This is a genomic window from Salinibacter altiplanensis, from assembly GCF_002894645.1.
Lineage (GTDB): Bacteria > Bacteroidota > Rhodothermia > Rhodothermales > Salinibacteraceae > Salinibacter > Salinibacter altiplanensis.
This window is the reverse complement of the sequence record NZ_NCQY01000030.1, coordinates 584,532-609,053: the sequence shown is the minus strand read 5'-3', so window position 1 is coordinate 609,053 and position 24,522 is coordinate 584,532. Positions and strand designations below refer to the sequence as shown.

The following is a 24,522-nucleotide window of genomic DNA, read 5'->3' as shown; positions in this document are numbered from 1 at the left end:
TTGAAGGTGAAAACGAACATCCTCACAATTGCTTCACCGAAGTAAAGTAATTATATGCCTTCCGTAGCTGCAATCCTTAATGCTGACACCTCCGATCCTACGCTTTCGATGGGGGCAGGAGCGGGCTCCCCCCTTTCTTCGCGCATGAATTTCAGAAGGTCCACGCCAGGTCGCACTCTTGCCCCCCGTAGTGGACTTTACAAAAAAGTGGGTGAAGATCAGCCTCGGATATGGGGCCCCGAACAGGCACTCGTGGTCGAGGCTGCGGCCACAAATCAAGTCAAGCACTCTTCAGACATATCCAAATGGACAACGAATGACGTAACGATTACCCCCTCTGCTGCTGACTCGGTGTTTGCAGATCGAGACTCGAATGGTAGAGTAAATGCTGCCGAATTCACTGGTTCAAATTATATAAAGACCCAGGGTAATAATGCGGGATTTTTTGACAATACGTTTGAGTCATTTTCTGTCATTTTAGAAATGACTGGCGGGGCGGCAGAAATGGAGGTGCGGAATAAGTCACTTAGTGGCTTCCTTAAAGTTGTCAGTATAAGGTTTGATAAAAATGGTAACTCGTTAAACCAATCGGGCGATATTAGAAAGTCAAATGTAGAGGTTTTGCCGTACGAGGGCCCAAACGGGGGGAGATTAATACGGGCAGTGGCCACTGTGGGGGGGACAAGCCAAACAGACAATAAGACGACTGGTGGGGAGCGACAACTTAGGGTTCGACCAGAAAGTAACACCCACATTCTTCACCACGGGCAAATTACCAATACACGGCAGCTACGGCAACCAATCGTAACTGGCAACTCCAGTAAGCAGGTAAATAAAGACGCCACCAATAACTTCGATGTACCTGTTGATGAACTTCAACAGGGTACTTTTTTCTTTGATTATTTTACAGGGGTAGAGGCAGTAAAAGGGCGGCTAATTGGTGCAAATTTTAGCAACCAGATACAGATACATAATGATAACAACATTATTGTAGAAATAGGCGATGGAGGATTTTCAGTCTCCAGCTCTATTTTTGGGCCCCTCAGACGGGCACGGGTGGCGGTTGCTTGGGATCAGAACTCGTTTGGGGCATCGGGCAGAACAGACCGTGGGGACTTTACAAGTTGGTCCGGAAATTCGAACGGGTTCAATACGAAATTGCAATTGCACGGAAGTGCGAAACAGGGCGTGGGTTTACGCCTGTTCGATCTACGGCTCTACCCGACAAAGTTGGGGCCAGAAGCGCGAAATAACCTGATTGCATTTACATAGGCCCGGCGAACAATGACCGTTCGGCTAAGAATCCGGTATCTCACAAAACCCTTACCATACAACCATAAAACCCTTTAATAAGATGAAAGCAACCAAACGAGAGTGGGTCCAGCGCCTCCGCACAATTGACCAACTGGATTACGGGGTGCTCCCGGACGTTTTGATTTCGGCCCTGTGGGACGCCGTGGAGAAGATTAAGCCCCTGGATCGGGCCGTGGACGGGACACGGGCCTCCCTGGCCAAAAAGTACGCCTGGACCAAAGACGGCCAGGCCCAAACCCTCCAGTCCGTACGCCGGCGTGTCCAGGAGAACATGGGCTCCGAAGTTGGAGAGACCACCGGCCGCTCCGAGGGAGAGGTCCAGGAGGCCGGCCAGGAGGCGGTCCAGGAACGAGTTCGAGAACTCACGGCCGAGTACCTCCAGGTTCAGGTCCGGGAGGAGACCACGATCCTGGTGGAGGACACCGAGGCGTTCCGGGAGGCCATGGAGGACATCCTGGAGGAAACGGTGGCCCTGGACGTGGAGACCGTCCCCCTCCGGGAGGCGGTAACCTCCGGCGTCCCCATGGGAGACCTCCAGGAGGTGGCCGGGTGGATCATAGAGCGCAAACCGGCCGGCTCGGCCGCCGAATAAATTTCGGTCTTCTTTTACGAGGGTACTAAGAGGCCAGGGTCCACGTCCTGGGTGCACCTGCGGGAACGGCGGCGATATGGGTACTGTGAGCGGGCCGCTTGCCCCTGCCTGCATGCCTGACCACTGGTAACCCCCCGCAGTGAGTGAAGCATCCGCCCCCGCCACACGCCGCCCACCTGATGACCGACGCCCCTGGCTTTCAGCTCGCGCTGTATATCGGCGTGGGCATCGCGACGCTCTTTTTCGCCCTCACGGGATGGCTCGGCCGGCGGGTCGTCCGGCAGTACGACGAGTCGGCCGCCGAGCGGGACGCGGCCATCAGCGACCTCCGCAAGGGCCAGAAAGAGCTCCGTCGCGAAGTTCGGGACCTGAAGCACGAAATCACACGGGGCGACATCAACGCCCACGACCAGGTGGAGCGGCTCGGCGAAAAGGTAGACCAGATCCTCCAGCACCTCGACAACTGACCGCTCCATACCTGATCGCTTCATGCTTGATCGCCTGATCTCGAAGCGCGTCCTGTTCATCTCCGCCCTGGCGGCCCTGGCGGCCGGAGCGGTGGCCTTCACCTTCACGCAGGCCGTGGCCTACAGCGCCTTTGCGGCCGCGGTGCTGAAGGTGGCCATCATCCTTCTGCTCTTTGAGGGGCTCGACCGGTACCTCCTCGAGGGCGTCGACACAACCCGTGAGCTGAAGGAGGGAAACGTCGCCGTCGCGGTGGCCCTGCTGGCGCTGGCGCTCCTCTTGGCGCCGGCCGTGGCCACCGGCCAGCCCTGTCCCCGGGCCGATCCTGGGGGAGACTCGCCCGATCGGCCGGCCGTGGTGGACGTGGCCCTGCAGGAGGTCGGCGTAACGGAGACCCCACCGGGGACCAATGAGGGCCCGCGCATCGAGGCGTACATGGAGGCGGTGGGCCTCCCCGACGGTTACCCGTGGTGCGCGGGCGCAGTGCGGTGGATGATGGACCAAGCGGAGACCGATCGCCCCACTGTTCGCAGTGCCGGGGCCACCGACTACGTCACCGGCGCCTCGATCGAGGCCACCGACGTGCTCCGCGGGGCCGAGCCGGTGCCGGCCGGGGCGCTGGCCATCTGGCGCCGAGGGGACACGTGGAAGGGCCACATCGGCGTTGTGCAGCGGTGGCGGAAGCAGTGCGGCCGCACGGTGGAGGGCAACACCTCTCCCGGCGAGGCGGGCCCGCAGCGGGACGGAGACGGCGTGTGGAACCGGCGCCGCTGCATCCGGCCGGGCTCGTACTTCCGCATCGTCGCGTTTACGCCCACGTCATAACCGACACGCCGTGATCCAGCTACCAGAGAGCGCGACGACAGCCGCGCTGGCCTTGATGCTTGGGGCAGTACTTGGCGGGGGAGTGTGCTACTGGTGGACCGGGGGAGACAGAAACTCTGAGCCTATCAGCGGCCGCACTACGATTTTCGAGCCGGGCCGCTTCCTCCAGCCAACCGATACGACCGGTCAGCGCGAACCTGACGTCGAGATCCGATACCGCACTCGTACAGAAACGACTCGGGTGCGGGATACGCTTCGGGACACGCTCCGCGTGCCGGTGCCCTCTGAGCTCACGGAAGGCGTCGTGTCCGACCGCACGCCGATCGAAGTGACGCCCGACCGGGCCACGTGGACGTACTGGGACCCCTCGGACCGCCGCTACGAGCAGCGGGAGTGGCGGGTCCCCGTCGACCGCTACCAGGCGTCCGTGTACGCAGTCGGGCTCCGCCGGTGGCAGCCGCGGCCGACGATCCAGGCCGGGCTCGGTGTGGAGGCGACGCTGAGGCCTGAGTGGCTCCCCGGCGCGATCGAGCCGTTCGGGGAGGTGCGGGCCGGCCGGCAGGTCGTGGCCACGACCGGCCTCCGGTGGCACGTCTTCAACTAAAGAGTGCGACGTGCCGCTCGCTCAGCTCTACGTCACGAAGAGCGTAAGACCGGGTAAATCGGGAAGAACCGTCACCTCTCGCGTCACCGGACAAAATAGAAACGCCCTAAGGTGCTGGAAGACAACACCTTAGGGCGATCCAAAGTGGAGATGCCGGGAGTCGAACCCGGGTCCGTGTAGCCGCACAGGCAAACCTCTACCTGCATAGTGGACGCATTGGCGATTCACGCCGGCCGTCTGCCCATCCACGAGGCCAGGGCGGCGCTGAGACTGGTTAAGTTTCACCGGCGCATCCGCAGTCGGAGAACGCGGCGGCTACACCCTTTTTGTCGATGTCTCACGCTCCCCAAGGGCCAGGAGCGACGCGAGACAGATGGGGGCTGTTACGCCGCCATCGCGTACGAATAATCGTCCGCAGTTACAATTCCTGACAGGTTTTACAGAGCGAATCAGGCTGCTCGGCAGGTCAGTCCGCTGCACGTTTACTACACGTCGAAGCCGTGTCATCCCCATATGTGAAAGAGCGGTGCCCTGAGCGGTTCGAGCGCTTTGGGCTGCGTGTCAAGGCACCAATTTCGACGCAACATTCCCTGTGATGTTCCCGCGGGCGAGGAGGGGGCCACCGACCCGACACACAAACACATGACGCTCCCGCCTGTAAATTCACACCGGAGACCATTTGCCGTAGTATTTCCTTGACGCTACTTGAGTCTATGCCTGAGCCAGACGCGTCCTGCGCCGACAAGATCTACGAGTCCCAATTCGCCGAGCCTGCCGAGCGGCTGGAGGCATACGCGGATCTGGCGGCCATCGTCAAGCAGCTCCGGCGCGACTGTCCGTGGGACCGGGACCAGACCCACGAGTCGGTGAAGCACCTGCTCATCGAGGAGGCCTACGAGGTGGTCGCGGCCATTGACGACGGCGACTGGGACGAACTGGCAGAGGAGCTGGGGGACGTGTTCCTGCACGTGCTCTTCCACGCCGTTATCGCAGCGGAAGACGGCCGATTTACCCTCACCGACGTGATTGAGGCGGAAACGGACAAGCTCGTTCGGCGGCACCCGCACGTCTTTGGGGACGCGGCCACCGACGACGCGGACGCGGTGGCGGCCTCCTGGGAAGAAATCAAACAACAGGAGGAGAACGGGGGGGCGAATCCTTCCTCGGTGCTCGACGGCGTGCCGGCGCAGTTGCCGGCCCTGCTGCGGGCCCAACGGGTGCAGGAGAAGGCGGCGGGGGTTGGCTTCGAATTTCCGGATCGAGACGAAGCCTGGAACAAGGTCCAGGAGGAGCTGGAAGAGTTTCAGGACAGCGTGGAGGACGATCAGTCTTCGGAGCAGCGGCAGCAAGAGTTTGGCGACCTCCTGTTCGCACTGGTGAACTACGCGCGGTACGTGGACGTGACGCCGGAAAATGCACTGCGGGAGACCACCGGTCGATTCACCCGACGGTTTCAGCATGTGGAGGCGCGACTGTCGGCGGAGGGGGCCTCCATCGACGAGGCAGATCTGTCGGCGGTCCGTCGGCTTTGGGAAGAGGCGAAGGTGCGGGCGGAGTAACTCGCGTGGGATGGGCCCGCAACTCTGCCCCAAAACACCCATACCCCTGGGGCGTGAGCTTCTCTTGGATGAATGTACACAAGCGATGGCCGACGAGACCACTGCGGTCGGGGAAGTCATTGAGGCCACGACCCGACAATTTGTGGCCGAGGTATACGAGGAGAACGAGGCGCCGGACTTCGGAACCTGGGTGCGGGTGGCGCCGGGCGCGGCGCCGACGCTCTACGGGCTCGTGAGTCACGTGGAGACCGGAAGCTACGACACGAATCGGCAGGCCGTGGCGCTCGGCCTCTCGCCCGAAGAGCGCGCGCAGGAGATGCCGATGGTCGACGAACTGCTCCGCACCACCGTCCGTGTTCAGATGCTGGCGTGCCGGGGGCCCGACGGAGACATCCGGCAGACCCTCCCGCCGCAGCCGCCGGACATCCACGACTTCGTTGCGCCCTGTACCGAGGAAGACGTCCGAGCCTTCGGGGCGCCCTACGACTTCCTCCGGACCCTTGTTGAACACCCGGACCCGGACGTGCCCGTCGACGACCTCCTCGTGGCGGTGCTCCGGGGAATTCATGGGGCCCACGGGGGACGCGAAGGCGGCCGCGCGTCGCTCGTGCAGGCCGGGCGCGCCTTGAGCCGGCTGCTCGACGACGACCACGAGCGCCTGCAATCCATCCTCCGCCGGGTACTTTAAAAAACAGGCGTCGCGGAATTGTAACTTTTTGAGAGACGGTCCGTTGACTCATATTCCCGCAAAGGCACTGCTTTTCCCGTTGCTCACATGCCCGAGCCCGCCGCCTCGCCGGACACGCCGTCCCGCTCCAAAATCATTCGGGACGCAGTCATTTTCCAGGCCAAGTTGTGGCTCGAAGGGTTCAAAGATGTACTCCTGGTGCCCCTGTCGTTCGGTGCGGCCGTTCTCGACTTTGTCTTCGGAAGCTCCATGCTCTACGCCGTGATGAAGCTTGGCGACCGTTTTGAACAGTGGGTCCACCTGTACGGTGCGCTGGGGGGCGAGGCCGCAAATGAAGGACCGGGGGAGGACCTGCGGTCGCTGGATCACCTTCTGAACGAGGCCGCGGATGGGATCGAGGATCAGGCGTTGGGGCCGAAGGCGGCGACCGACCCTCGGCCGGCGTCCGACGACAGCCCCACAGCAGCCCGCGACCCCGGCTCCGGCTCGGGCGGTTGAGCACAAGGCCCGAGTGGCAGGCGGAGCTGAGAGCGAGGCGCATCGACGGGCTAAGCGAGGCGCACCGACGAGCTAAAAGATGACCCCGACGCGAAGGGGGAGAACCAGAGTGGTCGACTCCTCCCCGACCAGAAACCCGGGGTTGAACTCGACGAACAGCGAGCTTTCGTTGAGGAGCCACGCCCGGCCGAGGCCCAGGTTGAAGGTCGGGCCGCTCTCGGCATCGGTGTCGCCGAAGGGGACGTAGGCACCTGCGCCGGCGAGTACATACATGTTCTGGGCGCGGGCGGTCGAGAACGAGACGATGGCCGACACTTTTGGATCGATGGCAAAGGCAGCCTCGTCGCGCCCCTGAAAGATGAAGCCGGTTAGGCCGGAGCCCATTGCCAGGGACACGTCGGGATTCAGGGGCGTGGACGCTCGGAAATGGAGGCCGGGCCCCACATTGCCGCTGGCCGTACTGCCGAGCATCTGGATGCCGAGCCCGAAGCGGGATGGGCGGTCGTCTTGGGCCTGGGCGGGAGACAGAGAAAGCGTGAGCCCGAGAACGAGCAGGAGACACGAGAGGCGTCGCATGGAAGAACGAGGGGGTGGAATCAAGGAGAAGGGTGCGTCGTAGCACGTACCAGTTTGAAGGAGCAGAGACGGCCGAGATCCTCTCGACTGCCTCTCGGAACGTACGTTTCCGTAGGGCGATGATCAATAGGAACGGCACTCGGCCGGCCGCGTGCCGCCTTCCCTCCGTGTGTATTCGCCTTTCTCTCATCTTTCGACGTGACAGTCATGCCTCAGCCCGCCCCGCCCGATCTCAAGACGGCGTCGTCCGCCCCCGACGTGTCCACCTCCGAGACGTGGGACCCGACTGCCTTCGATCCGCCCGACTTTTACGACCTCGAAGCGCTTCTGTCCGAGGAGGCCAAGCAGATCCGGGACGATGTGCGAACCCTTGTCACGGAGGCGGTGATGCCCATCATTGAGAAGTACGCCCAGCGCGGCGAGTTTCCCCGTCAGTTGATTCCCGAGTTTGCCGAGCACGGCCTGCTGGGCTCCACGCTGCCGCCCGAATACGGCGGCGAGGGGCGCAGCGACATTGCCTACGGCCTCATCATGCAGGAGCTCGAACGGGGCGACTCCGGCCTCCGGTCGTTCTGCTCGGTCACGGGCGCCCTGGTGATGTACCCCATCTGGCAGTACGGCAGCGACGCGCAGAAGGAGCGGTGGCTGCCGGCCCTGGCAGATGGGGACGCCATTGGCTGCTTCGGGCTGACGGAGCCCGACGTCGGGTCCAATCCCGCCGAGATGCAGACCCGGGCCCGTCGCGACGGGGACGGATGGGTGCTCGACGGCCACAAGCGGTGGTCGACGAATGCCACCATTGCCGACGTGGCCGTGATCTGGGCAAAAGACGAGAACGATACGGTTCGGGGCTTTCTGGTGGAGACGGACCGCGATGGCGTCGAGACACCGCCCATCGACGATTCGTGGTCGCTGCGGGCGGCGGTGACGAGTGAGGTGGTGCTCGATGGCGTTCGCGTTCCGGACACGGCACCTCTCCCGGAGGTGTCGGGCCTAAAAGGACCGCTGTCGTGCCTCACGCAGGCCCGGTACGGCATCTGCTGGGGCACCATTGGCGCGGCCATGGCCTGCTACGACACGGCCCGGCAACACGCGCAAAACCGGGAGCAATTCGGCGGGCCCATTGGTCGGTTTCAGCTCATGCAGGAGCGCCTCGTCGACATGGTTCAAGAGATTACAAAGGCGCAGCTCTTGAACTGGCGCCTTGGCACCCTCAAGGAAGCTGGCACCATGCGCCCGCAACAGGTTTCTCTCGCGAAGCGCAACAACTGCCAGACGGCCCTGGAGGTCGCCCGGTCGGCCCGGCAGATGCTCGGGGGGAACGGGGTTACCAGCATGTATCCGGTGATGCGCCACATGAACAACCTGGAGAGCGTGGTGACCTACGAGGGGACCCACGAGGTGCACACGCTTGTGGTGGGAGAGGACGTGACCGGGCTGAACGCGTTTACGTGAGGGCCGACAGGACGCCCGCGAGCGGGAACGAACTCCTGCGCCATGACGGGGCCCGTTACGACGACGCAACAGAAAACGAACGGGCCCAGTGTGGCACTGGATTTGTGCAATGTATTAGTGCCATCTGGCGGGCCGCTTCGACCCTCCAACCGAAAGAACACCGTCAGTGTGTCACTAGGGCTTAAGGCGAGCTGACACGCCCGACGCGACACTCCGACACCGCATCCCCTGAATAACCCAGTACCTCAACCAATATGCCCACGACCAAGACCGAAACCACCGACACCGCACACAAGGAGCCCTGGCGCCCGCAACAGATGATCGAGGACAACCCGATCGGGCTGGACCAGGAGGTTGCCGAGCAGTTGATTCCGAAGCTTGACGAGATTCAGTGCACGCTCTGGACCCTGTACCATCAGTACCAGAAGCACCACTGGCTCGTAGAGGGACCGCAGTTCAACGACCTCCACATGTTCCTCGAAGAAAACTACGAGGAGGTCCACAAGTACCTCGACCGCGTGGCGGAACGCATTACGGCCCTCGGCGGCATCCCGACCAGCGCCCCGGACGCCCAGGCCGAGCTTTCTCACGTGGAGCACGAGCCGGAGGGCACCTACCGCATCCGGCAAATGCTTCGGCATGACCTCGACGGGGAGCGGACCCTTGCGGAAACCCTTCGGGAGGTCATCGCGGAGGCGCAAGACCTTGGCGACCCGGGCACCGAGCGCACGCTCAAGAAGGTGCTGACCAAGGTTGAAGATCGCGCGCACCACCTCGATCACTTTCTGGGCGAGGACAGCCTGGAGCACGGACGGCCCAACGGGGAGGTTGCCTAGTTTGTCTCCGACGTCCTGGCGTTCCCGAGAACGGACACGCCCCGGAGCTCGGTGCCGGCTCGTCCGGTGCCGGGCTCTTTTTTATTGTAGGCCTCTGTGGGCGCGATGGGCCAGTTCGAAAGAGGGTGCGCGAACGTCGTGCCCGGTTCAAAACACATCGGTCACAAGTCACCTCGGAACGACCGTCCCGTAGCGAGCGTGATCTACCGGCCCTCTTTTTTCGACGAGCCATTGTGTGGCCCGGCTGCCGTCCGGCTGTCTCTTCATCACCTTCCCCCCTCCAGTCTCTATGAAACGTTTGGTTGTCGTTGAGTCTCCGACCAAGGCCCGCACCATCCGGGAATTCCTGCCGGAGAACGGGTATCGGGTCGAGGCAAGCATGGGGCACATCCGAGACCTCCCTGCGTCGGCGGATCAGATTCCACCGGAGCACAAGGACGAAGACTGGTCCCGGCTCGGCGTGAAGGTGACCAACGGATTTGAGCCGTTGTACGTGGTGCCGCCGGACAAGAAAGAAGTCGTCCGTGACCTGAAACAGGCCATGTCGGACGCGGACAGGCTCTACATCGCGACGGACGAAGACCGGGAGGGCGAATCGATCGGCTGGCACCTCATCCACACCCTGGATCCGGACGTGCCGATCGAGCGGATGGTCTTCCACGAGATTACGGAGGATGCCATCCAGCAGGCGCTCGACGACACGCGGGACATCGACCAGCACCTCGTGGAGGCGCAGCAGACGCGCCGCATTCTGGACCGGCTCGTGGGGTACTCGATCTCGCCGCTGCTCTGGCGCAAGATCAAGCCGAAGCTCTCGGCGGGCCGTGTGCAGAGCGTAGCGGTGCGGGTGCTCGTGCAAAAAGAGCGGGAGCGCATTACGTTCGTGCCGGCGACCTATTGGGACCTCGACGCACAGGTGGCCAAGCAGGGCATCGGGGTGGAGGCCGAGATGACGCACCTGAACGAGGTGCGGCTTGCGTCGGGGAAGGACTTCGACGAAGACACCGGGCGGCTCAAAGAGTCGCTGACCGAAGGGGAGGACGTGGTGTTGCTCGACGAGGAGCAGGCCACTGGCCTCGCGGAGCAGCTCCCCGACACCACCTGGCGCATCGACGACATCAAAGAGCGAACCCGCACGAAGTCGCCGTTCCCGCCGTTCATCACGTCCACCCTTCAACAGGAGGCGAACCGCAAGCTCAACCTTTCGTCGAGCCGCACGATGAGCGTCGCGCAGTCGCTCTACGAGAACGGCTACATCACCTACATGCGGACCGACTCGACGAACCTCTCGTCCGAGGCGGTGAAGGGGGCCCGGCGCACCGTGGCCCAGCGGTACGGCGACGAGTACCTGAGCGACGGGGTGCGCCAGTACAGCTCCTCGGACAGCGCGCAGGAGGCCCACGAGGCCATCCGGCCGGCCGGCTCGGAAATGAAAACCAAGGACGAACTCGGCCTCAGCGGCATCGAGGCGGCGCTCTACGACCTCATCTGGAAGCGCATGCTGGCCACCCAGACGGCGGACGCCAAGGTCCGGTACACGAACGTGTACTTCGACGCCGAAGCGGACGGCGACGTGGCCCGCTTCCGGGCCTCTGGCAAGCGGCTCGACTTTCCCGGCTTCTTCCGCGTGCTGGTGGAGGGGAGCGACGACCCGGAAGCGGCCTTGCGGGACCAGGAGCGTCCCCTCCCGTCGCTTGACGTGGGGGAAACGTCTGCGCAGTCGGTTGACGACCCAGGCTTCCAGGTCCGATCGGTGGAGCCACTCGGGCACGAAACGAAACCGCCGTCCCGCTACACGGAGGCCTCTCTCGTCGAGACCCTCGAGGAGGAGGGCATCGGCCGTCCGTCCACGTATGCCTCCATCATCGGCACCATCCAGCAGCGCGGCTACGTGCGGAAAAAGGGCACCGCGCTGGTGCCTACATTTACGGCCTTCGCCACGAATAACCTGATGGAGGCCCAGTTTGAGCCACTGGTCGACGTGCACTTTACGGCCGAGATGGAAGAAGTGCTCGACGACATTGCTCGGGGCCAGAAGGACCCGACCCCCTACCTGCAGGACTTTTACGAGGGCGACGAGGGCGTAGAGACCCGGGTGGAAGAGGGGCTCGACGAGATCGACCCCAAGGAGATCAGCGAAATGTCGTTTCCGGATCAGTGGGGCGAGTGCGTGGTGCGTGTGGGCAAGTACGGCCCCTACGTGGAAGGCGAGATGGACGGAACGACCGTCACGGCCTCGATTCCCGACGACCTGGCGCCCGGAGACACGACGGAAGAGCGCCTGCGCGAGATTCTGGAGGAGGCGAACCGCGGGGACCGTGTGCTTGGCATTCACCCGGAGGCCAATCTGCCAGTCTTGCTTAAGTCGGGCCCCTACGGCCCGTACATCCAGCTCGGTGACGACGAGGAGGAGGACGATCCGAAGCGTGTGTCGCTCCCGCCGGACGTGGAGCCCGAAGAGGTCGATTTCGACCTTGGCGTCCGGATCGTTGACCTGCCCCGTACGCTCGGAGAGCATCCGGACACTGGGAAGGAGGTGGAGGCCAACATTGGCCGCTACGGTCCCTACGTGCGGCATGAGGGGACCTTCGCCTCGCTGCAGACGGGCGATGATGTGCTGGAGGTGGAGCAGGAGCGTGCCCTCGAACTGATCCGGCGCAAGGAGAATCGCAACAAGCCGGACCGGGTCCTCGGCCCGCACCCGGGGTCGGACGAGCCGGTCGAGGTCTGGAATGGGCGCTACGGGCCGTACGTGAAGCACGACGGCACCAACGCCTCCCTCAAGGACGACCAGTCGATCGACGACGTAACGATGGACGACGCCCTCGACCTGCTGGCGGAGAAGGGGGACACAGCGACCCAGAAGGTGCGGGAGTAAGGGGGAGTGATTCTCGAACCGTGAGACGTGAGGCGCGAGCCGCCACAGTCCCGCGCCACGGGCCCTGCGTCAATACTCCGGGGTGTGTTCCTCTCGCAGTGACTCCAGAATGGCCAGATAGCTCTCGTGCCGCTCCGTGTGAATGTCGCCCCGCTCCACGGCGGCCTTCACGGCGCAGCCGGGCTCATGGTCGTGTGTACAGTCCGGAAACTGGCAGGCGTTGACGTAGGGGGCGAGATCGGGAAAGTAGTAGGCCAGGTCCTTCGGGTGCACGTCGCGCACCCCGAATTCCCGGACGCCGGGCGTGTCCACCACGTAGCTGTCGCCCGAGAGGGCGTGCAGTTCAGCGTGGGTCGTGGTGTGCGTGCCCTTCTCGGTCGATGCGCTCACGTTCCCCGTCCGAAGGTTGAGGTCCGGCTCCAGGGCATTGAGGAGGGTCGACTTGCCGGCACCGGAGGGGCCGGTAACCGCATTGATTTGCCCCTCGAAGGCGTTGCGGAGTCGGTCGAGCCCACACTCCTCCGTGGCACTCGTCGCAAGCACTGGAAAATCGAGGTCGGCGTACCGAAGGTGGAGGTCCATGACGTCCGGCAGGTCGTCCCGCGTCATGAGATCAATCTTGTTGATGATCAGGCCCGCCGGGACGTCCTGCGCGGCCGCCCCCACGAGCAGGCGGTCGAGAAACCGTGGGTTGAGGACGGGCCGCCGCACGGCCTGTACGCTCCAGATGCGGTCGACATTGGCCACGAGAATGTGCTCCTGCCCCTCTCGGGGCCCCGCGGCGCGCCGGCTCAGCTTGTTCGTGCGGTCGTGGATCTCTGTGATGAACCCCGTCTGGTCCTCGTCCGCCACGCGGAGCGTCACCCGATCCCCGACGGCAATCGGGTTGGTGACGTCCTGTCGGGTCAGCCGGAACTTGCCCCGCATTCGGGAGGGAATGGTCCGGTCCCCGACCTGCACGTCGTACCAACTGCCGGTTGAGCTGGTCACGATTCCCTTGAGGAAAGGGCCTTCGGACGTGTCCGCCGGGGGGGAAGAAGCCATAACTGCCTGATCGAGAAACCATCTGCTCTTGCTGTGCGTCTGCTCAGTGCGCCTCAGTACCATACCCATTGAGACAGCATCCCTCGAACGAGGCTTCCCGCCAAACAGTTCGTTTCCATGTCATCCGACAACTACGAACAGACACGCCGCCGTTTCGACGAGCTGGAGACCGAGCAGCAGGCCCAGTTCCTTATTGAGGCCTCCGCCTCGGCCCTCGCGAGGGGCATCGAGCAGATGGGGGCGGTGCTTGCCGATGGGCTTCAGGACGTGATTCGTCGTTCGCACCGACCGTCCGGGACGCCCCGGGACCCCGGGCCGGGCGCCGCAGAACCGGAGACGGCCCAGCGGCAGGCCCCACAGGAAGGAGGAGCCTCCGACACGTAGCCTTGCGTGCGATCTCGCGGTCTATGGTGCCCACAATCCCCTTTCCAACCGACCCGCCCCGCTGCATGTCCCACGAGCGTCCCTCGGAGTGCCACGTCCCCCACAACCTGAACTGGTTCGGGAAGACGGTCTATGCGGGCGGAGCCCTACTCCGCGTGACGGCCAACCTGGTCGACGCGACTGCCGATCGGGTCTCGACCATCGCCGCCGAGTCCAAGAAGGCGTTCGACCGCGAGCTCGACCCGAACATTGAAGAGGCTCAGGTAATCGAAGAAACTCCCCGCCAGGACCCTGAGTCGGACGCGTAGGAAACCTGGCCGCATGTCCTGCCGATGGCCACGCCTCTTGCGCCCGCGCTTCCGAAGGAGGCGTTCCTCGGGGGCGGGAAAAAGAAAGGTTAGGACGACGAGACGACGTGCTTCTGGATGGCGGTGTCGAGCTCGTCGCGCTTAAAGGGCTTGGAAAGAATGCCATCGACCCGGTCGTGCGCGGACTCGGTCTCGGTGTAGCCGGTCAGCAGGACAATGGGAAGATCCGGGGCCTCGTCCTTGAGGGCGTGGGCCAGCTCTGCGCCCGTCATCTCGGGCATGCCGAAGTCGGTAAATACGATGTCGTATTTGTCAGCGGAAAACAGGTCCAGGGCCTCGGCGCCCGACGCGGCCCGGTCCACCTCGTGTCCGCTGAGCGTGAGGAGACGGGTGACGGTCGAACGGACCATTTCTTCGTCGTCCACCACGAGGATGGAGACCCCTTCGGGCGTCGTCGTGTCGTCGGAGGCATCCTCCCCCGGGTCGTCCGCGACCGGGGCTGGGTTTCCCTCCGCGGGGGGGAAGGTGAGGGTGAACTGGGTGCCCTCGCCGGGCTCGGAGGAGACGTCGATGGTTCCTTCGTGCTCCTGCACGATGCCGTAGCTGGCCGCGAGGCCCATGCCGGTGCCGTCGTCGCCCTTGGTGGTGAACAGCGGCTCGAAGATGTTTTGCTGCACCTCGTCGCTCATCCCGATGCCCGTGTCGCTAACCGTCACGGAGACCTGCTCGGCCCGGTCCGTATACGTGTCGAAGCGGAGCGTGCCGCCCTCCGGCATGGCCTGGACGGCATTCAGGACGAGGTTGACGAACACCTCGCGCAGCTCGGACGCGGCCCCCAAAATGTTTGGTACGTCTTCCAGGTCGGTCTCGACCGAAATTTCGATGCCCTGGCGGCGGGGCTCGTTGTACCAGTAGGGCTCCGTGAGGGTAATACACTCCTCGATCAGGTCCGTCAGGCTGAGGGGCTCGAAGTGCTGCTGCGTGTCGTGGCGGATGTAGCGTTGGAGCTTCTCGATGAGGGCTGCGCCGTCCTCCGCCGTCGTTTCGATCGTCTCGATGGAGGGGCGGATCGAGTCGGTCAACGAGGCCCGGTCCGCCTGGTCCTTGAGGAGCTCGATGTGACCGATCAGGCCGCTCAGCAAGTTGTTCAGGTCGTGGGCCACGCCCATGGTCATGCGGCCGAGGGTCTCCATGCGGTGCCGCTGGGTCTGGCTCAGCATCCAGGACGGCGGTTCGGCGAGCACTTCGCCGCTTGCCGTGACGGCACGGGGACCGCTCTCCCCGGAGGTGTCGTCGCGAACGGGAATAAAGTCCAGCAGGACCGGGAAGGGCTCCTCCCGGTGGTGGGTCTGGGCGGAGACGAGTCGGTTGGTAACGAGGGCTCCCTTTCGGGCCCGAAGCACCGCGGACTCGGCCGTGTCCCGATCCTCCTCGGACAGGCGGGCCCACGGCTGGTCGGGGGGGCCGAGGATTGAGGTCCACGGGGAATTGCAGTGCAGCGCGTCGCCCGACAGGGAAAAGGTGGCCGTAAGCAGTTCGGGCTCTACGGTGGGCACTGAGTCGGAAGCGCCCGCCTCCGACGAGGCGTGGCCGTTTTCCGGGGGAAGAGAGCCCGGGTCGAAATCGCGTTCTGCCATCGGAGGGGCCGTGGACGAGGAGTGTGGTTCGTCCGGGTCGTCCGTCGGGCTCGGGTGGGGGGCAAGGCGTTCCTCCAGGGCGTCGAGCAGGCGTTCGGCGTTCTGGGGGGACACGATTACCCGACTCTTGAGACGGGCCCGCATCGTCCCGGGCACGATCCGAATGAAGTCCAGCACGACCTCCTCCGGAGAGGAGCGGACCAGGACCGAATTTGCGTAGGTTCCCTCGCCTGTGTCCTCGTCCACCTCGAGAGGAAGCTCGTCGGGGACCTCGTGCAGGCCGTCGAAGTCCGGCATCCGGAGGTGACCGGTGCGGACCGTCTGATTGGGCGCCTCTCCAGGGAGGAGAGAAGAAAACACTTTGGCAACCTCCCTGGAGGAGGGAGGCGGCGGCTCAGCGTTGGACATCGACGGGGGATGACGTTGCGGGGGAGGAAAGAAAAGCGGTCGAGCCGGGCCTTGCTACGCCGCCCCGTTGCCGTTGCTCTGCCCGACATCGGCGAGCGCACTGATCAGGTCGCTTTTCGTCAGGATCGAGTAGTCGCCCTGGCGCTCCGGGCCGTGGTCGACGAGGACGGCGCCCGCTTCTTCCTCCAGGTAGGCGGAAAGGTGTTCGAGGTGCAGGGAGGCGGGGACCACCGGAAACGGGGTGCCCATAATTTCGCGCACAGGGGCCTCGCGGGACTCCGCGTCCTCGATGAGCTCGTTGAGGATGCGTGTTTCGGTGATGCTGCCGACGACCTCCTGCTCCTCGTCCAGAACGGGCATTTGGGAGATGCTCTGGTCGGTCATGGTTTCGATCACGTCGCCGAGATTATCGTCCGGCGCGGCGGCGATCACGTCGGCCTCGCCCGGCTGGCCGTTTAGCACCTTGTCGGCTGTGACGTCGGGGCTTTTCTCGAGGAAGCCGTGGTCCTGCATCCAGTCGTCGTTGTAGGTCTTCGAGAGGTATCGGAAGCCGGAGTCCGGGAGCAGGACGACCACCACGTCGTCCGGGGAGAGGGCCTCGCGGTGGGCCTCAACCCATTGAAGGGTGCCGGCGACGGCCATCCCGCAGGATTGTCCGATGAAGAGGCCTTCCTCCTGGGCCAATCGGCGTGTCATCTGCATGGCGGCCTTGTCGTTGACCTCCACGAAATCGTCCACGACGTCAAAGTCCATGTTCTCCGGCAGAATGTCCTCGCCCACGCCCTCGGTGAAGTAGGGGTAGATCTCGTCCTCGTCGAAGACGCCCTCGTGGAAGTACTTGTGGAAAACTGACCCGCCGGGGTCCACGCCGATCACGTTGACGTCCTCGTCCTGCTCCTTCAGGTAGCGTGCCGTGCCACTGATGGTGCCGCCCGTGCCGGCCCCCGCCACAAAGTGCGTAATGTCGCCCTCCGTCTGTTCCCACAGCTCCGGCCCGGTGGTCTCGTAGTGGGCCTTCGCGTTGGCGGGATTGTCGTACTGGTTCAGGTAGACCGAATTGGGGATTTCCTCCGACAGGCGACGGGCGACCGAGTAGTAGCTGCGGGGGTCGTCCGGCTCCACGTTGGTGGGGCACACCAGCACCTCCGCCCCCAGGCCCCGGAGCACGTCCACTTTCTCCGGGCTCTGCTTGTCGGTGGTGGTGAAGATGCACCGGTATCCTTTGGCGATGGCGGTGATGGCAAGCCCCGCGCCCGTGTTGCCGCTGGTGCCCTCGATAATGGTCCCGCCCGGCTCGATGCGTCCCTCCTCCTCGGCGGCCTCGATCAGGGCCCGCCCAATCCGGTCCTTGACCGAGCCGCCAGGGTTGAAGAACTCGACCTTCGCGAGGATTGTGGGGGGGAGGTCACTGCCAATGTCGTTCAGTTGAACCAGGGGGGTGTTTCCAATCGTGCCGAGGACGCTGTCGTGCCACATAAAGGGGAGGCCGGGTGAGCGGACGTGACGTGAGGAGGAGGGGCGAACCAGGGTGCAAACGGGAGGAATCCGCCTGCACCTGTAAAAATAATTTGACGGGGAACGGTTTCGGGGCGGACAGAACGTCCCCGGAGGGCGACGACTATTTGCGGGTCCACCAGAGCACGAACAGGGCCACCGCGGCGAACGTGAGGTGTGGGAGCCAGGCGGTCCATTCCGGGCTGAGGGTGCCGGCATACCCGAGCGGCTCCGCGAGCTTCTGGACGGAGAGGTAGACGAATGCGATCAACAGGCCGATGGCAAACCGGACGGCCTGCCCGCCGCGACGGCGCGTGGAGGCGATCGGTACCCCAATCAAAATCAGGAGCAGGTTGGCAAACGGATACGCAAACTTGTTGTAGTAGGCGATCAGCGGTCGCGTGAGCCCCCCGACGCCGGAGCGGCGCAGGGCCGCGAGATACTCCGAGGCCGCCGGAATGGTCATGGCCGCCACGTCATTCTTGGACCGGGCGAGGTCGCGGGGGTAAATTTGGAGGGTTGTGTCCAGGGAGGCGATGGTTCGCTTGTGGTGCATCCCCCCCTCCACGAACGTACGGCGCGTCACGTCGTCCAACTCCCAGACCTCGAGGGAGTCGATCCACTCCATCCGGCGGGCGTCGACGCGGCGGGCCAGGCGGGCGTCGCCGTCGAGGTGCTGGAGCGAGACGGTGTGGGCGCGCTGCCGGTCCGAGTCGTAGTAGCCGACAGACAGGAGGCTGTTGGGGCCGTTCCGGCGGTGAATCTCGCTCGTTTGAACGCTCGTCTGGTTGCCCGGCAGGTATTCATTCTCGTAGCGCACCACGACCTCGTTCGTCCTGGGCACCACCCACCCGTTGAACCCAAACATGAAGGCGGTCACGAGCAGCCCCACCCCCACGTACGGCCGCAGGAGCTGGTAGAGGGAGACCCCGGCGGTCTGGAGGGCGGTGAGTTGGAGCTCCTGGGCAAGGGTGCCGGTCAGGTAGATGCAGGAGAGAAACAGCGCCAGCGGAGAGGTGAGACGGACAATTTCCGGGACGTAGCTGGGGTAGAAGACCGTAAAAACCTCCCAGATGGTGGCTCCGCCGTCGAGAAAGTCATCGCTGTATTCGACCCAGTGCAGTACGATAAAGAAGACAAGGAGGGCCCCGACGAACAGCACGAAGCCCTTCAGCAGCCGCGCGATGATGTGCCGCTCGAAGGTCGTCATGCCGGTGGGGCGTGCTTGGGGAGAGAGGCGGGCGAAAGGGGGCGCTTGCGAACACCCCGCAAAAATGGAGTGCGTGCTAGACCTTGTCCCTCCCGACTCTTTACTTGCGGGCAAAATTGACGTTCATCCAATCCGCCCTACCCCATGAAGCTCCACGAATATCAGGCAAAAGGTCTCTTTCGCGACTGCGGCGTATCGGTTCCGGACGGCATCGTGGCCGAGACGGTCGACGAGGCCGTCGACGCGGCGCGCCGGCTGGAGGACGAGAACGACGCCACCCTATTTATCGTGAAGGCGCAGATTCACGCCGGCGGGCGTGGGAAGGGCGGCGGTGTGAAGCTGGCCCACAGCGTGGAGGAGGTCCGGGAGCACGCCGACGACATCTTGGGGATGGACCTGGTGACGCACCAGACTGGGGCGGAGGGCCAGACGGTACGCACGATTCTGGTGACCGAGGGCGTCGACATCGAGCAGGAATATTACCTGGGCGTGACCCTCGACCGCGAGAAGAGCATGAATGCCATCATGGTGTCGACCGAAGGCGGTGTCGACATCGAAACGGTCGCGGAGGAGTCCCCGGAAAAGATTCAGCGGGTGTGGGTGGATCCGTCGATTGGTTTGCAGCCGTTCCAGGCGCGCCAGCTCGCGTTCGCGATGGGGCTTGAGGGGGATGCGTTCAAGCAGGCCGTCTCGTCGATCCGGAGCCTGTACCAGGCGTTTGAGGAAACCGACAGCACGCTGGCCGAGATCAATCCGCTCGTGCAGACGCCGGATGGAGAGATTGAGGCCGTCGACGCGAAGGTCAACCTCGACGACAACGCGCTCTTCCGTCATCCGGACCTGGAGGAGATGCGGGACCTCCATGAGGAGGACCCCATGGAGGTGAAGGCCGGGGAGCACGGCCTGAGTTACATTAAGCTCGATGGCAACGTAGGGTGCATGGTCAACGGCGCCGGCCTGGCCATGGCGACGATGGACATCATCAAACTGGCCGGTGGGGAGCCTGCCAACTTTCTCGACGTGGGCGGGGCGGCGAGCGCCGAGACGGTGGAGGCGGGCTTCCGCATTATCCTGGAGGACCCAAACGTGGACGCTGTCCTCCTCAACATCTTCGGCGGCATTGTGCGCTGCGACCGCGTGGCCCAGGGCGTCCTCGAGGCGGCCAAGAACATTGACATCAGCGTGCCCCTGATCGTGCGGCTGCAGGGCACCAACGCCGTGGAGGGGAAGCGGCTCCTCGACGAGAGCGACCTGTCGCTCCGGTCGGCGGTGGTACTGAAGGAGGCGGCCGATGAGGTGACCGCGGCGCTGGGCGAGGCATAGTCCGGACGCCGGAGCGTAGACACACCGTCTGTGCTCGCTGCCGTCGTCGGCCGTCCCGGACGATGCCCCCTCGCTCGGCAAACTTGGCGGAAATGCCGGTGCCCGCACCCGCCCCGAGAATGGGCGTGCTCGCATCAATACCCCCGCGAGTGCGGGGCTACCTTTATCTGGGACAACTCAGGACTTGACTCGAAAGGTCTATCCCCGCGAGTGCGGGGCTACCCGGAATAGAAACGAACGTCTCCGTTTGCCCACAGGTCTATCCCCGCGAGTGCGGGGCTACCCTACGTCTCCCCCATGACTCCTCACGTACACACGGTCTATCCCCGCGAGTGCGGGGCTACCTCACGCCCGCCGTTGAGCCAGTCACGCCCGCCGGGTCTATCCCCGCGAGTGCGGGGCTACCCGTGGATCACGAGCGACGCGCCCGCGCTGCCGGGGTCTATCCCCGCGAGTGCGGGGCTACCTTGGCATCAGTAATGAAGCGCGTCGAGGATCTGGGTCTATCCCCGCGAGTGCGGGGCTACCGATGCCCTCCTGTGCCCCGGCCTCTTCTGCCAGGGTCTATCCCCGCGAGTGCGGGGCTACCGGGGATACGGTAGCAGGGGCGATGTAAGCAATGGGTCTATCCCCGCGAGTGCGGGGCTACCCTGGTCCAGCAAGGACAAATGACCGCACGGGAGGGTCTATCCCCGCGAGTGCGGGGCTACCCTCACTACGGGCGGCGGCGAGGGCGCCTGAGAGGGTCTATCCCCGCGAGTGCGGGGCTACCGTTGTTCAGGCTCCCAACGAGCTTCCGGCGCACGGTCTATCCCCGCGAGTGCGGGGCTACCGATTGGGGCCACGGGCGCTGAGTGTCGCCCACAGGTCTATCCCCGCGAGTGCGGGGCTACCGCTGTCCTCGTCGGAGCCTGCCTCGCGGCGACGGGTCTATCCCCGCGAGTGCGGGGCTACCGCCCCGACGCGCCGCGCATTGTCTAGCCACGTAGGTCTATCCCCGCGAGTGCGGGGCTACCGCCGCTACAGTTTGTCAGGACCAGGGCGCTACGGGCCCTTCGCTCCGTGTATCGCGCCAAAAAGGCGACAGTCTGTCGCAGGAGGAATCAAAACTGCGCTGTGCTACGGCCTTGCCCGCCGTGGGGCAAGCATAGGCGGCATTCTCAAGAATCGCAATGTCAAGGAACGAATCGGGGGTCGTCACGGAGCCTCGACCGCCTCCAGCATCGGCAGCGTCGGGTCGTCCTCGTCGATGGATGGCTCCTCCACCTCGCCCTGCTCCAGCAGCTCTTCCACGTCGTGCGCCTCCGTCAGGTCGCGGTGCGTGAGCCACAGGCCCTCGTGCTCCACAAATTCCTTCTTCGGCCAGCCCAAGAGGCGAATGCTCAGCTTGGACGGGGCGTCGGGGTTGCGCCAGAAGAAGACCACGCCCGCGTCGTCGGGCAGCAGCTCGTTCCAGTCCATCATCACGCGCCACACCCGCTCGCGGACGGACTTCTTCATGGTGGGGGCGACGTACACGCCCGGTGCAATCTCCTGCATGCACGAGGCGAGAAAGCCGTTGAACCGGCTCGGCGTGTTACGCGTCACGGCGATCGTCATCGACATCGAGAACCTCTTTGATTTGGTCGATCATGTCGGGAATGACATCCTCGTCCCGGAGCGTGGAGCCGGCCATCTTGCGGGCGGTCGGCTCAATGTCGCGCCCCGGCTGGCGCTGTACCTTCTTCGCGGCCCGGAACGCGATGGGGAGCGTCGTAGAACTTCGGAAGAGGTCGGCAATGTCCAGCGCGAAGGCGTGGCCCGAGGACTCGTGGATGAAGCCGAGTTCGGGCACGGTCCCGGTGATGGCCACGGCGATGCGGGCCGCGGCGTAGACGGCCGTCACGGCGTGGTTGATGGCGTGGTTGACGGTGTCGTTGGCGTCCGGGTCGTTGCGGTCGTAGCGGCGCCCGTTCCACGCCACCCCGTGCTGGTCGGCGAGGTTCCGGTACACCTTCTTGACCCGCTGCCCCTCAATGCCGCGAAGTGAGTTGAGATCGCGCTGGTGCGGCGGCAGCTCGCCCCCAAGACGAATGCGGTACATCGTGCGGGCGACGTCCACCCGCGTCTCCTCGTCGGCCCACAGCGTGGCGTGACGGCGGGCGCGGTCGGCACTGTCGGGGCCGAAGGGCATGCTCGTGGCGTAGAGCCGCACGCCCTTGGAGCCGACGGCGAGCAGGCCCGTGTCGCGGCGGGCGAGGATGCGGAGGGCATCGTGGCTCACCACCCCGCCGGGGCCGAGCAGGATGTTGGAGACCTGCTGGTAGGGAATGTCGTACGCGCCGGCCTCCAGGTCGTCGAACCCGGCGGTGGTAAAGACGAGGTTGCCGTCTTCCACGGCGAGGCGGCCCCGCTCCAGCCACATCAGCCCGTGGCGGTCGGCGTGGGGCACGCGGGCGGTTTCGAGGCCGAGGCGTCCTTTCAGCGGCATGGCGTCTGCGGGAAAAGGGAGAAGAGAGAATGGGGGAGGGGGAACCTGGCGCCGGGGCTGGACGAATCTGCGCTCACACCGTTGCTTCCTTGAGGTCGTACACCATTACGATCAGGGGAACCCCGTCTTTGTTCGCCGCTGTAGCGTGAATAGGGACCTTGCCGATTCAATGCAGCAGCAGATCGTTGGGGCCGCGACCCGTGTCTGGGTGGGGCTCGCTGATCTCTCCCTACCGAAGGGCCACCCCAATGTGCGGTTCTCGGACGCCGAGCTGTTGCCGGCGACGCTCGCCGTAATCAGAGAAGAAAACGTGTTTCGGGACGGGCATCGCAACAAGAGCTGACCATCAGGCGCGGCGCACCTTCAGCATCCCGTACCCGAAGCTCTTGTGCCGCCCGAGGCCGGAGCGGAGGAGGTTGACGAAGGCGTCCGAGTCGGTGACCTGGAGCGTGCCGGTGAGGGTCACGTCGGGGCGCTTGATGGTCTCGACCGAGCGGTCGGCCCCGTGCGTGCGGCGCGTCATGCGCTCGATGGAGAAGCGGGTCATGGCAATCTGGTCAGGATCGGACGTTGCTCCGCCCCGGTGATCGAACTGATCACTCAGCCATTTGCGATATACCTTCTCGCGGTTCAAGTCCTTCTCCGGCTGCGACCAGGCCTTCGCGAGGAAGGCGTCGAGCTCGTCGCCCTCGTCCCAGGTGCGCGTCTCGCCGTTCTGGTTCACGCCCTCGCCCGCGGAGGCCTTGCGGATGACCGGGCAGGCGCGGAGTTCGAACTGAAGGCGGCGTCCCTTCCGAAACGACGACAGCATTTCGTGGGAATCAAGACGGTCCTTATCGTACAGATTGCCGATCGTGGGATTCGGGCTGAGCTTCGCCTCCTGCTGCAGCATGTCGTCGTCCGCGTCGGCGTAGCCGAGCACACGGACGTGACGATCGTCGTGGTATTCAGCCGTTTCTTCCACGGTGCGTGGATCGTCGTCAACAAAAAAGGGCTTGGGGGCATCGTCGCCGAAGAGCTCGCCCAATGCACAGTGCACCAAGTAATTCGTGTCCGTGCGGGCAAGGGGCAGGCCCTGCATCTTCCCCAGCTGGACGAGGCGGCGGGGGTCCAGGTAGAGCTGGACCATGTGGAAGGTGTCGGTCTGGGTGTCAATCATGAGGTTGAGGATTCAGAGATGGAAAGAGGACCATATGCAATCCAGCGTTGCCCAGCGTGGATTTGATTTTCCCAATCGCGCTGGTCAGTGACGGGCTTGCGCATATTTTCCTGGATCGGGTCCGATTCGGCCGGCTTATCGTCGTCCGGATGAATTGGCCACCAGGCCCGGAGTGATGAACGGTCGTCGGGCTCTGGGGCAAGCGGTGCTTTGTCCAAATTCGACAGGGCATCGACGAGGCGAGGCGCTTCCGTCTGCTTTAGAAAGAGGAAGGAAGCCGGAAGACATGGTTTTCGACCGATAAAAAGAGGCCGCTCGGGCTTCCGAACTGCTCCCGCGATGTCGTCGAGTGTGGGGGTTTGTCCAGCAGGGTTGAGTGTGAGTGCGACCGTGTATGCGGCGTCGGCCCAGTAGTCGCGCTGGCGAATGTGCGTGCCGCTGCTGGCGGAGCCCCCTTTGCGTGTTTCGAGCTCGCCCCGTGTGGTCCAGGCCCGGGCATCGTCCATGTAGGGCTTCGACAAGTCGACGGTCTGATAGTCTTGAATCTGCTCGCCCGCCCGGTCCTGACGGACGGCATACAGAAGGCGGTGCTGGAGCCGTTCGAGGGCCTCCGTCTCGGCGTGATCGAAGCCGAGGGCGTTCCCCAAGAGGCCCGTCATCATGGACAGGGCCGGGTAGGGCTGAATCTCTCCCCGATTGTCTACGATCGGGGCCCCGAAACTCATTAGCGGCGCGTCAAAGCGCAAAAGAAGAATGTTCATTTCGGGCTTCTCATTCGTTGTGGGGCACGTGCAA

At 64.2% G+C, this 24,522-nt stretch carries 24 protein-coding genes, 1 other RNA gene and 1 CRISPR repeat array; of the genes, 15 read left to right on the top strand and 10 right to left on the bottom strand.

What is annotated here, in order from left to right; genetic code table 11:
• The first annotated feature begins 54 nt into the window (after positions 1–54).
• From B7R93_RS15395 to B7R93_RS15390, 5 genes are all read left to right on the top strand, one after another.
• Positions 55–1,272, top strand: a complete 1,218-nt coding sequence (locus B7R93_RS15395; protein WP_157942316.1) for a hypothetical protein — start codon at positions 55–57, stop codon at positions 1,270–1,272.
• A gap of 82 nt (positions 1,273–1,354) precedes the next feature.
• The gene (locus B7R93_RS14620; RefSeq protein ID WP_103021457.1) at positions 1,355–1,906 is read left to right on the top strand and encodes a hypothetical protein; all 552 of its coding nucleotides are present in this window, start codon (positions 1,355–1,357) and stop codon (positions 1,904–1,906) included.
• 143 nt (positions 1,907–2,049) lie between these two features.
• The gene (locus B7R93_RS14615) at positions 2,050–2,373 is read left to right on the top strand and encodes a hypothetical protein (RefSeq protein WP_198598686.1); all 324 of its coding nucleotides are present in this window, start codon (positions 2,050–2,052) and stop codon (positions 2,371–2,373) included.
• Between the two features lie 22 nt (positions 2,374–2,395).
• Positions 2,396–3,196, top strand: a complete 801-nt coding sequence (locus tag B7R93_RS14610; RefSeq protein WP_103021455.1) for a C40 family peptidase — start codon at positions 2,396–2,398, stop codon at positions 3,194–3,196.
• A gap of 10 nt (positions 3,197–3,206) precedes the next feature.
• On the top strand, positions 3,207–3,800 hold the full coding sequence (locus B7R93_RS15390) for a hypothetical protein (RefSeq protein WP_157942315.1): 594 nt from the start codon (positions 3,207–3,209) through the stop codon (positions 3,798–3,800).
• Between the two features lie 142 nt (positions 3,801–3,942).
• Here the strand turns inward: B7R93_RS15390 and ssrA are convergent.
• Positions 3,943–4,311: a transfer-messenger RNA gene (ssrA, locus tag B7R93_RS14600) on the bottom strand.
• Positions 4,312–4,513: 202 nt separating this feature from the next.
• On the opposite strand from ssrA, the gene mazG reads away from it, so the two are divergent.
• From mazG to B7R93_RS14585, 3 genes are all read left to right on the top strand, one after another.
• Complete coding sequence (gene mazG / locus B7R93_RS14595; RefSeq protein WP_103021453.1) at positions 4,514–5,359, top strand: nucleoside triphosphate pyrophosphohydrolase; 846 nt, start codon at positions 4,514–4,516, stop codon at positions 5,357–5,359.
• 85 nt (positions 5,360–5,444) lie between these two features.
• Positions 5,445–6,047: a hypothetical protein gene (locus tag B7R93_RS14590; RefSeq protein WP_103021452.1), complete on the top strand. Its 603-nt coding sequence runs from the start codon at positions 5,445–5,447 to the stop codon at positions 6,045–6,047.
• 87 nt (positions 6,048–6,134) lie between these two features.
• The gene (locus B7R93_RS14585) at positions 6,135–6,545 is read left to right on the top strand and encodes a hypothetical protein (RefSeq protein ID WP_103021451.1); all 411 of its coding nucleotides are present in this window, start codon (positions 6,135–6,137) and stop codon (positions 6,543–6,545) included.
• Positions 6,546–6,617: 72 nt separating this feature from the next.
• Here the strand turns inward: B7R93_RS14585 and B7R93_RS14580 are convergent, their stop codons facing one another.
• Positions 6,618–7,121, bottom strand: coding sequence for a hypothetical protein (locus B7R93_RS14580; RefSeq protein WP_103021450.1), 504 nt, complete (start codon positions 7,119–7,121; stop codon positions 6,618–6,620).
• Between the two features lie 207 nt (positions 7,122–7,328).
• On the opposite strand from B7R93_RS14580, the gene B7R93_RS14575 reads away from it, so the two are divergent.
• From B7R93_RS14575 to topA, 3 genes are all read left to right on the top strand, one after another.
• Complete coding sequence (locus B7R93_RS14575) at positions 7,329–8,576, top strand: acyl-CoA dehydrogenase family protein (RefSeq protein ID WP_198598685.1); 1,248 nt, start codon at positions 7,329–7,331, stop codon at positions 8,574–8,576.
• 254 nt (positions 8,577–8,830) lie between these two features.
• Positions 8,831–9,412, top strand: a complete 582-nt coding sequence (gene dpsA, locus B7R93_RS14570) for a DNA starvation/stationary phase protection protein DpsA (protein WP_103021449.1) — start codon at positions 8,831–8,833, stop codon at positions 9,410–9,412.
• Positions 9,413–9,701: 289 nt separating this feature from the next.
• Positions 9,702–12,290, top strand: coding sequence for a type I DNA topoisomerase (gene topA / locus B7R93_RS14565; protein ID WP_103021448.1), 2,589 nt, complete (start codon positions 9,702–9,704; stop codon positions 12,288–12,290).
• Positions 12,291–12,359: 69 nt separating this feature from the next.
• Here the strand turns inward: topA and rsgA are convergent, their stop codons facing one another.
• Positions 12,360–13,334: a ribosome small subunit-dependent GTPase A gene (rsgA, locus tag B7R93_RS14560; protein WP_103021447.1), complete on the bottom strand. Its 975-nt coding sequence runs from the start codon at positions 13,332–13,334 to the stop codon at positions 12,360–12,362.
• A 117-nt stretch (positions 13,335–13,451) separates the two neighbouring features.
• Here rsgA and B7R93_RS14555 point away from each other — a divergent pair, with 117 nt between their 5' ends.
• A complete protein-coding gene (locus B7R93_RS14555) occupies positions 13,452–13,718 on the top strand; it encodes a hypothetical protein (protein ID WP_103021446.1) in 267 nt (88 codons plus the stop codon).
• A 65-nt stretch (positions 13,719–13,783) separates the two neighbouring features.
• On the top strand, positions 13,784–14,026 hold the full coding sequence (locus B7R93_RS14550; RefSeq protein ID WP_103021445.1) for a hypothetical protein: 243 nt from the start codon (positions 13,784–13,786) through the stop codon (positions 14,024–14,026).
• A gap of 89 nt (positions 14,027–14,115) precedes the next feature.
• Here B7R93_RS14550 and B7R93_RS14545 read toward each other — a convergent pair whose 3' ends face one another.
• From B7R93_RS14545 to B7R93_RS14535, 3 genes are all read right to left on the bottom strand, one after another.
• Positions 14,116–16,071, bottom strand: coding sequence for a DUF3467 domain-containing protein (locus B7R93_RS14545; protein ID WP_103021444.1), 1,956 nt, complete (start codon positions 16,069–16,071; stop codon positions 14,116–14,118).
• Positions 16,072–16,125: 54 nt separating this feature from the next.
• Positions 16,126–17,547: a cystathionine beta-synthase gene (locus B7R93_RS14540; RefSeq protein WP_103021443.1), complete on the bottom strand. Its 1,422-nt coding sequence runs from the start codon at positions 17,545–17,547 to the stop codon at positions 16,126–16,128.
• Positions 17,548–17,689: 142 nt separating this feature from the next.
• Positions 17,690–18,775 carry an LptF/LptG family permease gene (locus tag B7R93_RS14535; protein WP_103021442.1) on the bottom strand — a complete coding sequence of 362 codons (1,086 nt, stop codon included), beginning with the start codon at positions 18,773–18,775 and terminating at the stop codon, positions 17,690–17,692.
• 144 nt (positions 18,776–18,919) lie between these two features.
• Between B7R93_RS14535 and sucC the strand changes: the two genes are divergently transcribed.
• Positions 18,920–20,098, top strand: a complete 1,179-nt coding sequence (gene sucC / locus B7R93_RS14530) for an ADP-forming succinate--CoA ligase subunit beta (protein WP_103021441.1) — start codon at positions 18,920–18,922, stop codon at positions 20,096–20,098.
• A gap of 194 nt (positions 20,099–20,292) precedes the next feature.
• A CRISPR array of direct repeats spans positions 20,293–21,114; the repeat unit is 29 nt; unit sequence GGGTCTATCCCCGCGAGTGCGGGGCTACC.
• 181 nt (positions 21,115–21,295) lie between these two features.
• On the opposite strand, the gene cas2e is transcribed toward sucC, so the two are convergent.
• Together cas2e and cas1e are read right to left on the bottom strand one after the other, a co-directional pair.
• On the bottom strand, positions 21,296–21,703 hold the full coding sequence (gene cas2e / locus B7R93_RS14525) for a type I-E CRISPR-associated endoribonuclease Cas2e (RefSeq protein ID WP_103021440.1): 408 nt from the start codon (positions 21,701–21,703) through the stop codon (positions 21,296–21,298).
• Positions 21,675–22,568: a type I-E CRISPR-associated endonuclease Cas1e gene (gene cas1e, locus B7R93_RS14520; protein WP_103021439.1), complete on the bottom strand. Its 894-nt coding sequence runs from the start codon at positions 22,566–22,568 to the stop codon at positions 21,675–21,677. The genes cas2e and cas1e overlap by 29 nt, the downstream gene beginning before the upstream one ends.
• Positions 22,569–22,713: 145 nt before the next feature.
• Between cas1e and B7R93_RS15385 the strand changes: the two genes are divergently transcribed.
• Entirely contained in the window at positions 22,714–22,911 is a 198-nt protein-coding gene (locus tag B7R93_RS15385; RefSeq protein ID WP_157942314.1) for a hypothetical protein, read from the top strand.
• A gap of 3 nt (positions 22,912–22,914) precedes the next feature.
• On the opposite strand, the gene cas6e is transcribed toward B7R93_RS15385, so the two are convergent.
• Positions 22,915–23,727 carry a type I-E CRISPR-associated protein Cas6/Cse3/CasE gene (gene cas6e, locus B7R93_RS14515; RefSeq protein ID WP_103021438.1) on the bottom strand — a complete coding sequence of 271 codons (813 nt, stop codon included), beginning with the start codon at positions 23,725–23,727 and terminating at the stop codon, positions 22,915–22,917.
• Positions 23,724–24,488 carry a type I-E CRISPR-associated protein Cas5/CasD gene (gene cas5e, locus B7R93_RS14510; protein WP_103021437.1) on the bottom strand — a complete coding sequence of 255 codons (765 nt, stop codon included), beginning with the start codon at positions 24,486–24,488 and terminating at the stop codon, positions 23,724–23,726. Before cas5e ends, cas6e begins: the two co-directional genes overlap by 4 nt.
• Positions 24,489–24,522: the final 34 nt, after the last annotated feature.

What these genes read in the sequence shown, in the direction of transcription:
- topA (WP_103021448.1), top strand. Translation starts at nt 9,702, where the DNA reads ATGAAACGTTTGGTTGTCGTTGAGTCTCCGACCAAGGCCCGCACCATC.
- cas5e (WP_103021437.1), bottom strand. Translation starts at nt 24,488, where the DNA reads ATGAACATTCTTCTTTTGCGCTTTGACGCGCCGCTAATGAGTTTCGGG.
- B7R93_RS14620 (WP_103021457.1), top strand. Translation starts at nt 1,355, where the DNA reads ATGAAAGCAACCAAACGAGAGTGGGTCCAGCGCCTCCGCACAATTGAC.
- rsgA (WP_103021447.1), bottom strand. Translation starts at nt 13,334, where the DNA reads ATGGCTTCTTCCCCCCCGGCGGACACGTCCGAAGGCCCTTTCCTCAAG.
- B7R93_RS14550 (WP_103021445.1), top strand. Translation starts at nt 13,784, where the DNA reads ATGTCCCACGAGCGTCCCTCGGAGTGCCACGTCCCCCACAACCTGAAC.
- cas1e (WP_103021439.1), bottom strand. Translation starts at nt 22,568, where the DNA reads ATGCCGCTGAAAGGACGCCTCGGCCTCGAAACCGCCCGCGTGCCCCAC.
- B7R93_RS14540 (WP_103021443.1), bottom strand. Translation starts at nt 17,547, where the DNA reads ATGTGGCACGACAGCGTCCTCGGCACGATTGGAAACACCCCCCTGGTT.
- B7R93_RS14590 (WP_103021452.1), top strand. Translation starts at nt 5,445, where the DNA reads ATGGCCGACGAGACCACTGCGGTCGGGGAAGTCATTGAGGCCACGACC.
- B7R93_RS14610 (WP_103021455.1), top strand. Translation starts at nt 2,396, where the DNA reads ATGCTTGATCGCCTGATCTCGAAGCGCGTCCTGTTCATCTCCGCCCTG.
- sucC (WP_103021441.1), top strand. Translation starts at nt 18,920, where the DNA reads ATGAAGCTCCACGAATATCAGGCAAAAGGTCTCTTTCGCGACTGCGGC.
- B7R93_RS14585 (WP_103021451.1), top strand. Translation starts at nt 6,135, where the DNA reads ATGCCCGAGCCCGCCGCCTCGCCGGACACGCCGTCCCGCTCCAAAATC.
- B7R93_RS14575 (WP_198598685.1), top strand. Translation starts at nt 7,329, where the DNA reads ATGCCTCAGCCCGCCCCGCCCGATCTCAAGACGGCGTCGTCCGCCCCC.
- mazG (WP_103021453.1), top strand. Translation starts at nt 4,514, where the DNA reads ATGCCTGAGCCAGACGCGTCCTGCGCCGACAAGATCTACGAGTCCCAA.
- B7R93_RS14545 (WP_103021444.1), bottom strand. Translation starts at nt 16,071, where the DNA reads ATGTCCAACGCTGAGCCGCCGCCTCCCTCCTCCAGGGAGGTTGCCAAA.
- dpsA (WP_103021449.1), top strand. Translation starts at nt 8,831, where the DNA reads ATGCCCACGACCAAGACCGAAACCACCGACACCGCACACAAGGAGCCC.
- B7R93_RS14535 (WP_103021442.1), bottom strand. Translation starts at nt 18,775, where the DNA reads ATGACGACCTTCGAGCGGCACATCATCGCGCGGCTGCTGAAGGGCTTC.
- B7R93_RS14555 (WP_103021446.1), top strand. Translation starts at nt 13,452, where the DNA reads ATGTCATCCGACAACTACGAACAGACACGCCGCCGTTTCGACGAGCTG.
- B7R93_RS15395 (WP_157942316.1), top strand. Translation starts at nt 55, where the DNA reads ATGCCTTCCGTAGCTGCAATCCTTAATGCTGACACCTCCGATCCTACG.
- cas2e (WP_103021440.1), bottom strand. Translation starts at nt 21,703, where the DNA reads ATGTCGATGACGATCGCCGTGACGCGTAACACGCCGAGCCGGTTCAAC.
- B7R93_RS14580 (WP_103021450.1), bottom strand. Translation starts at nt 7,121, where the DNA reads ATGCGACGCCTCTCGTGTCTCCTGCTCGTTCTCGGGCTCACGCTTTCT.
- cas6e (WP_103021438.1), bottom strand. Translation starts at nt 23,727, where the DNA reads ATGATTGACACCCAGACCGACACCTTCCACATGGTCCAGCTCTACCTG.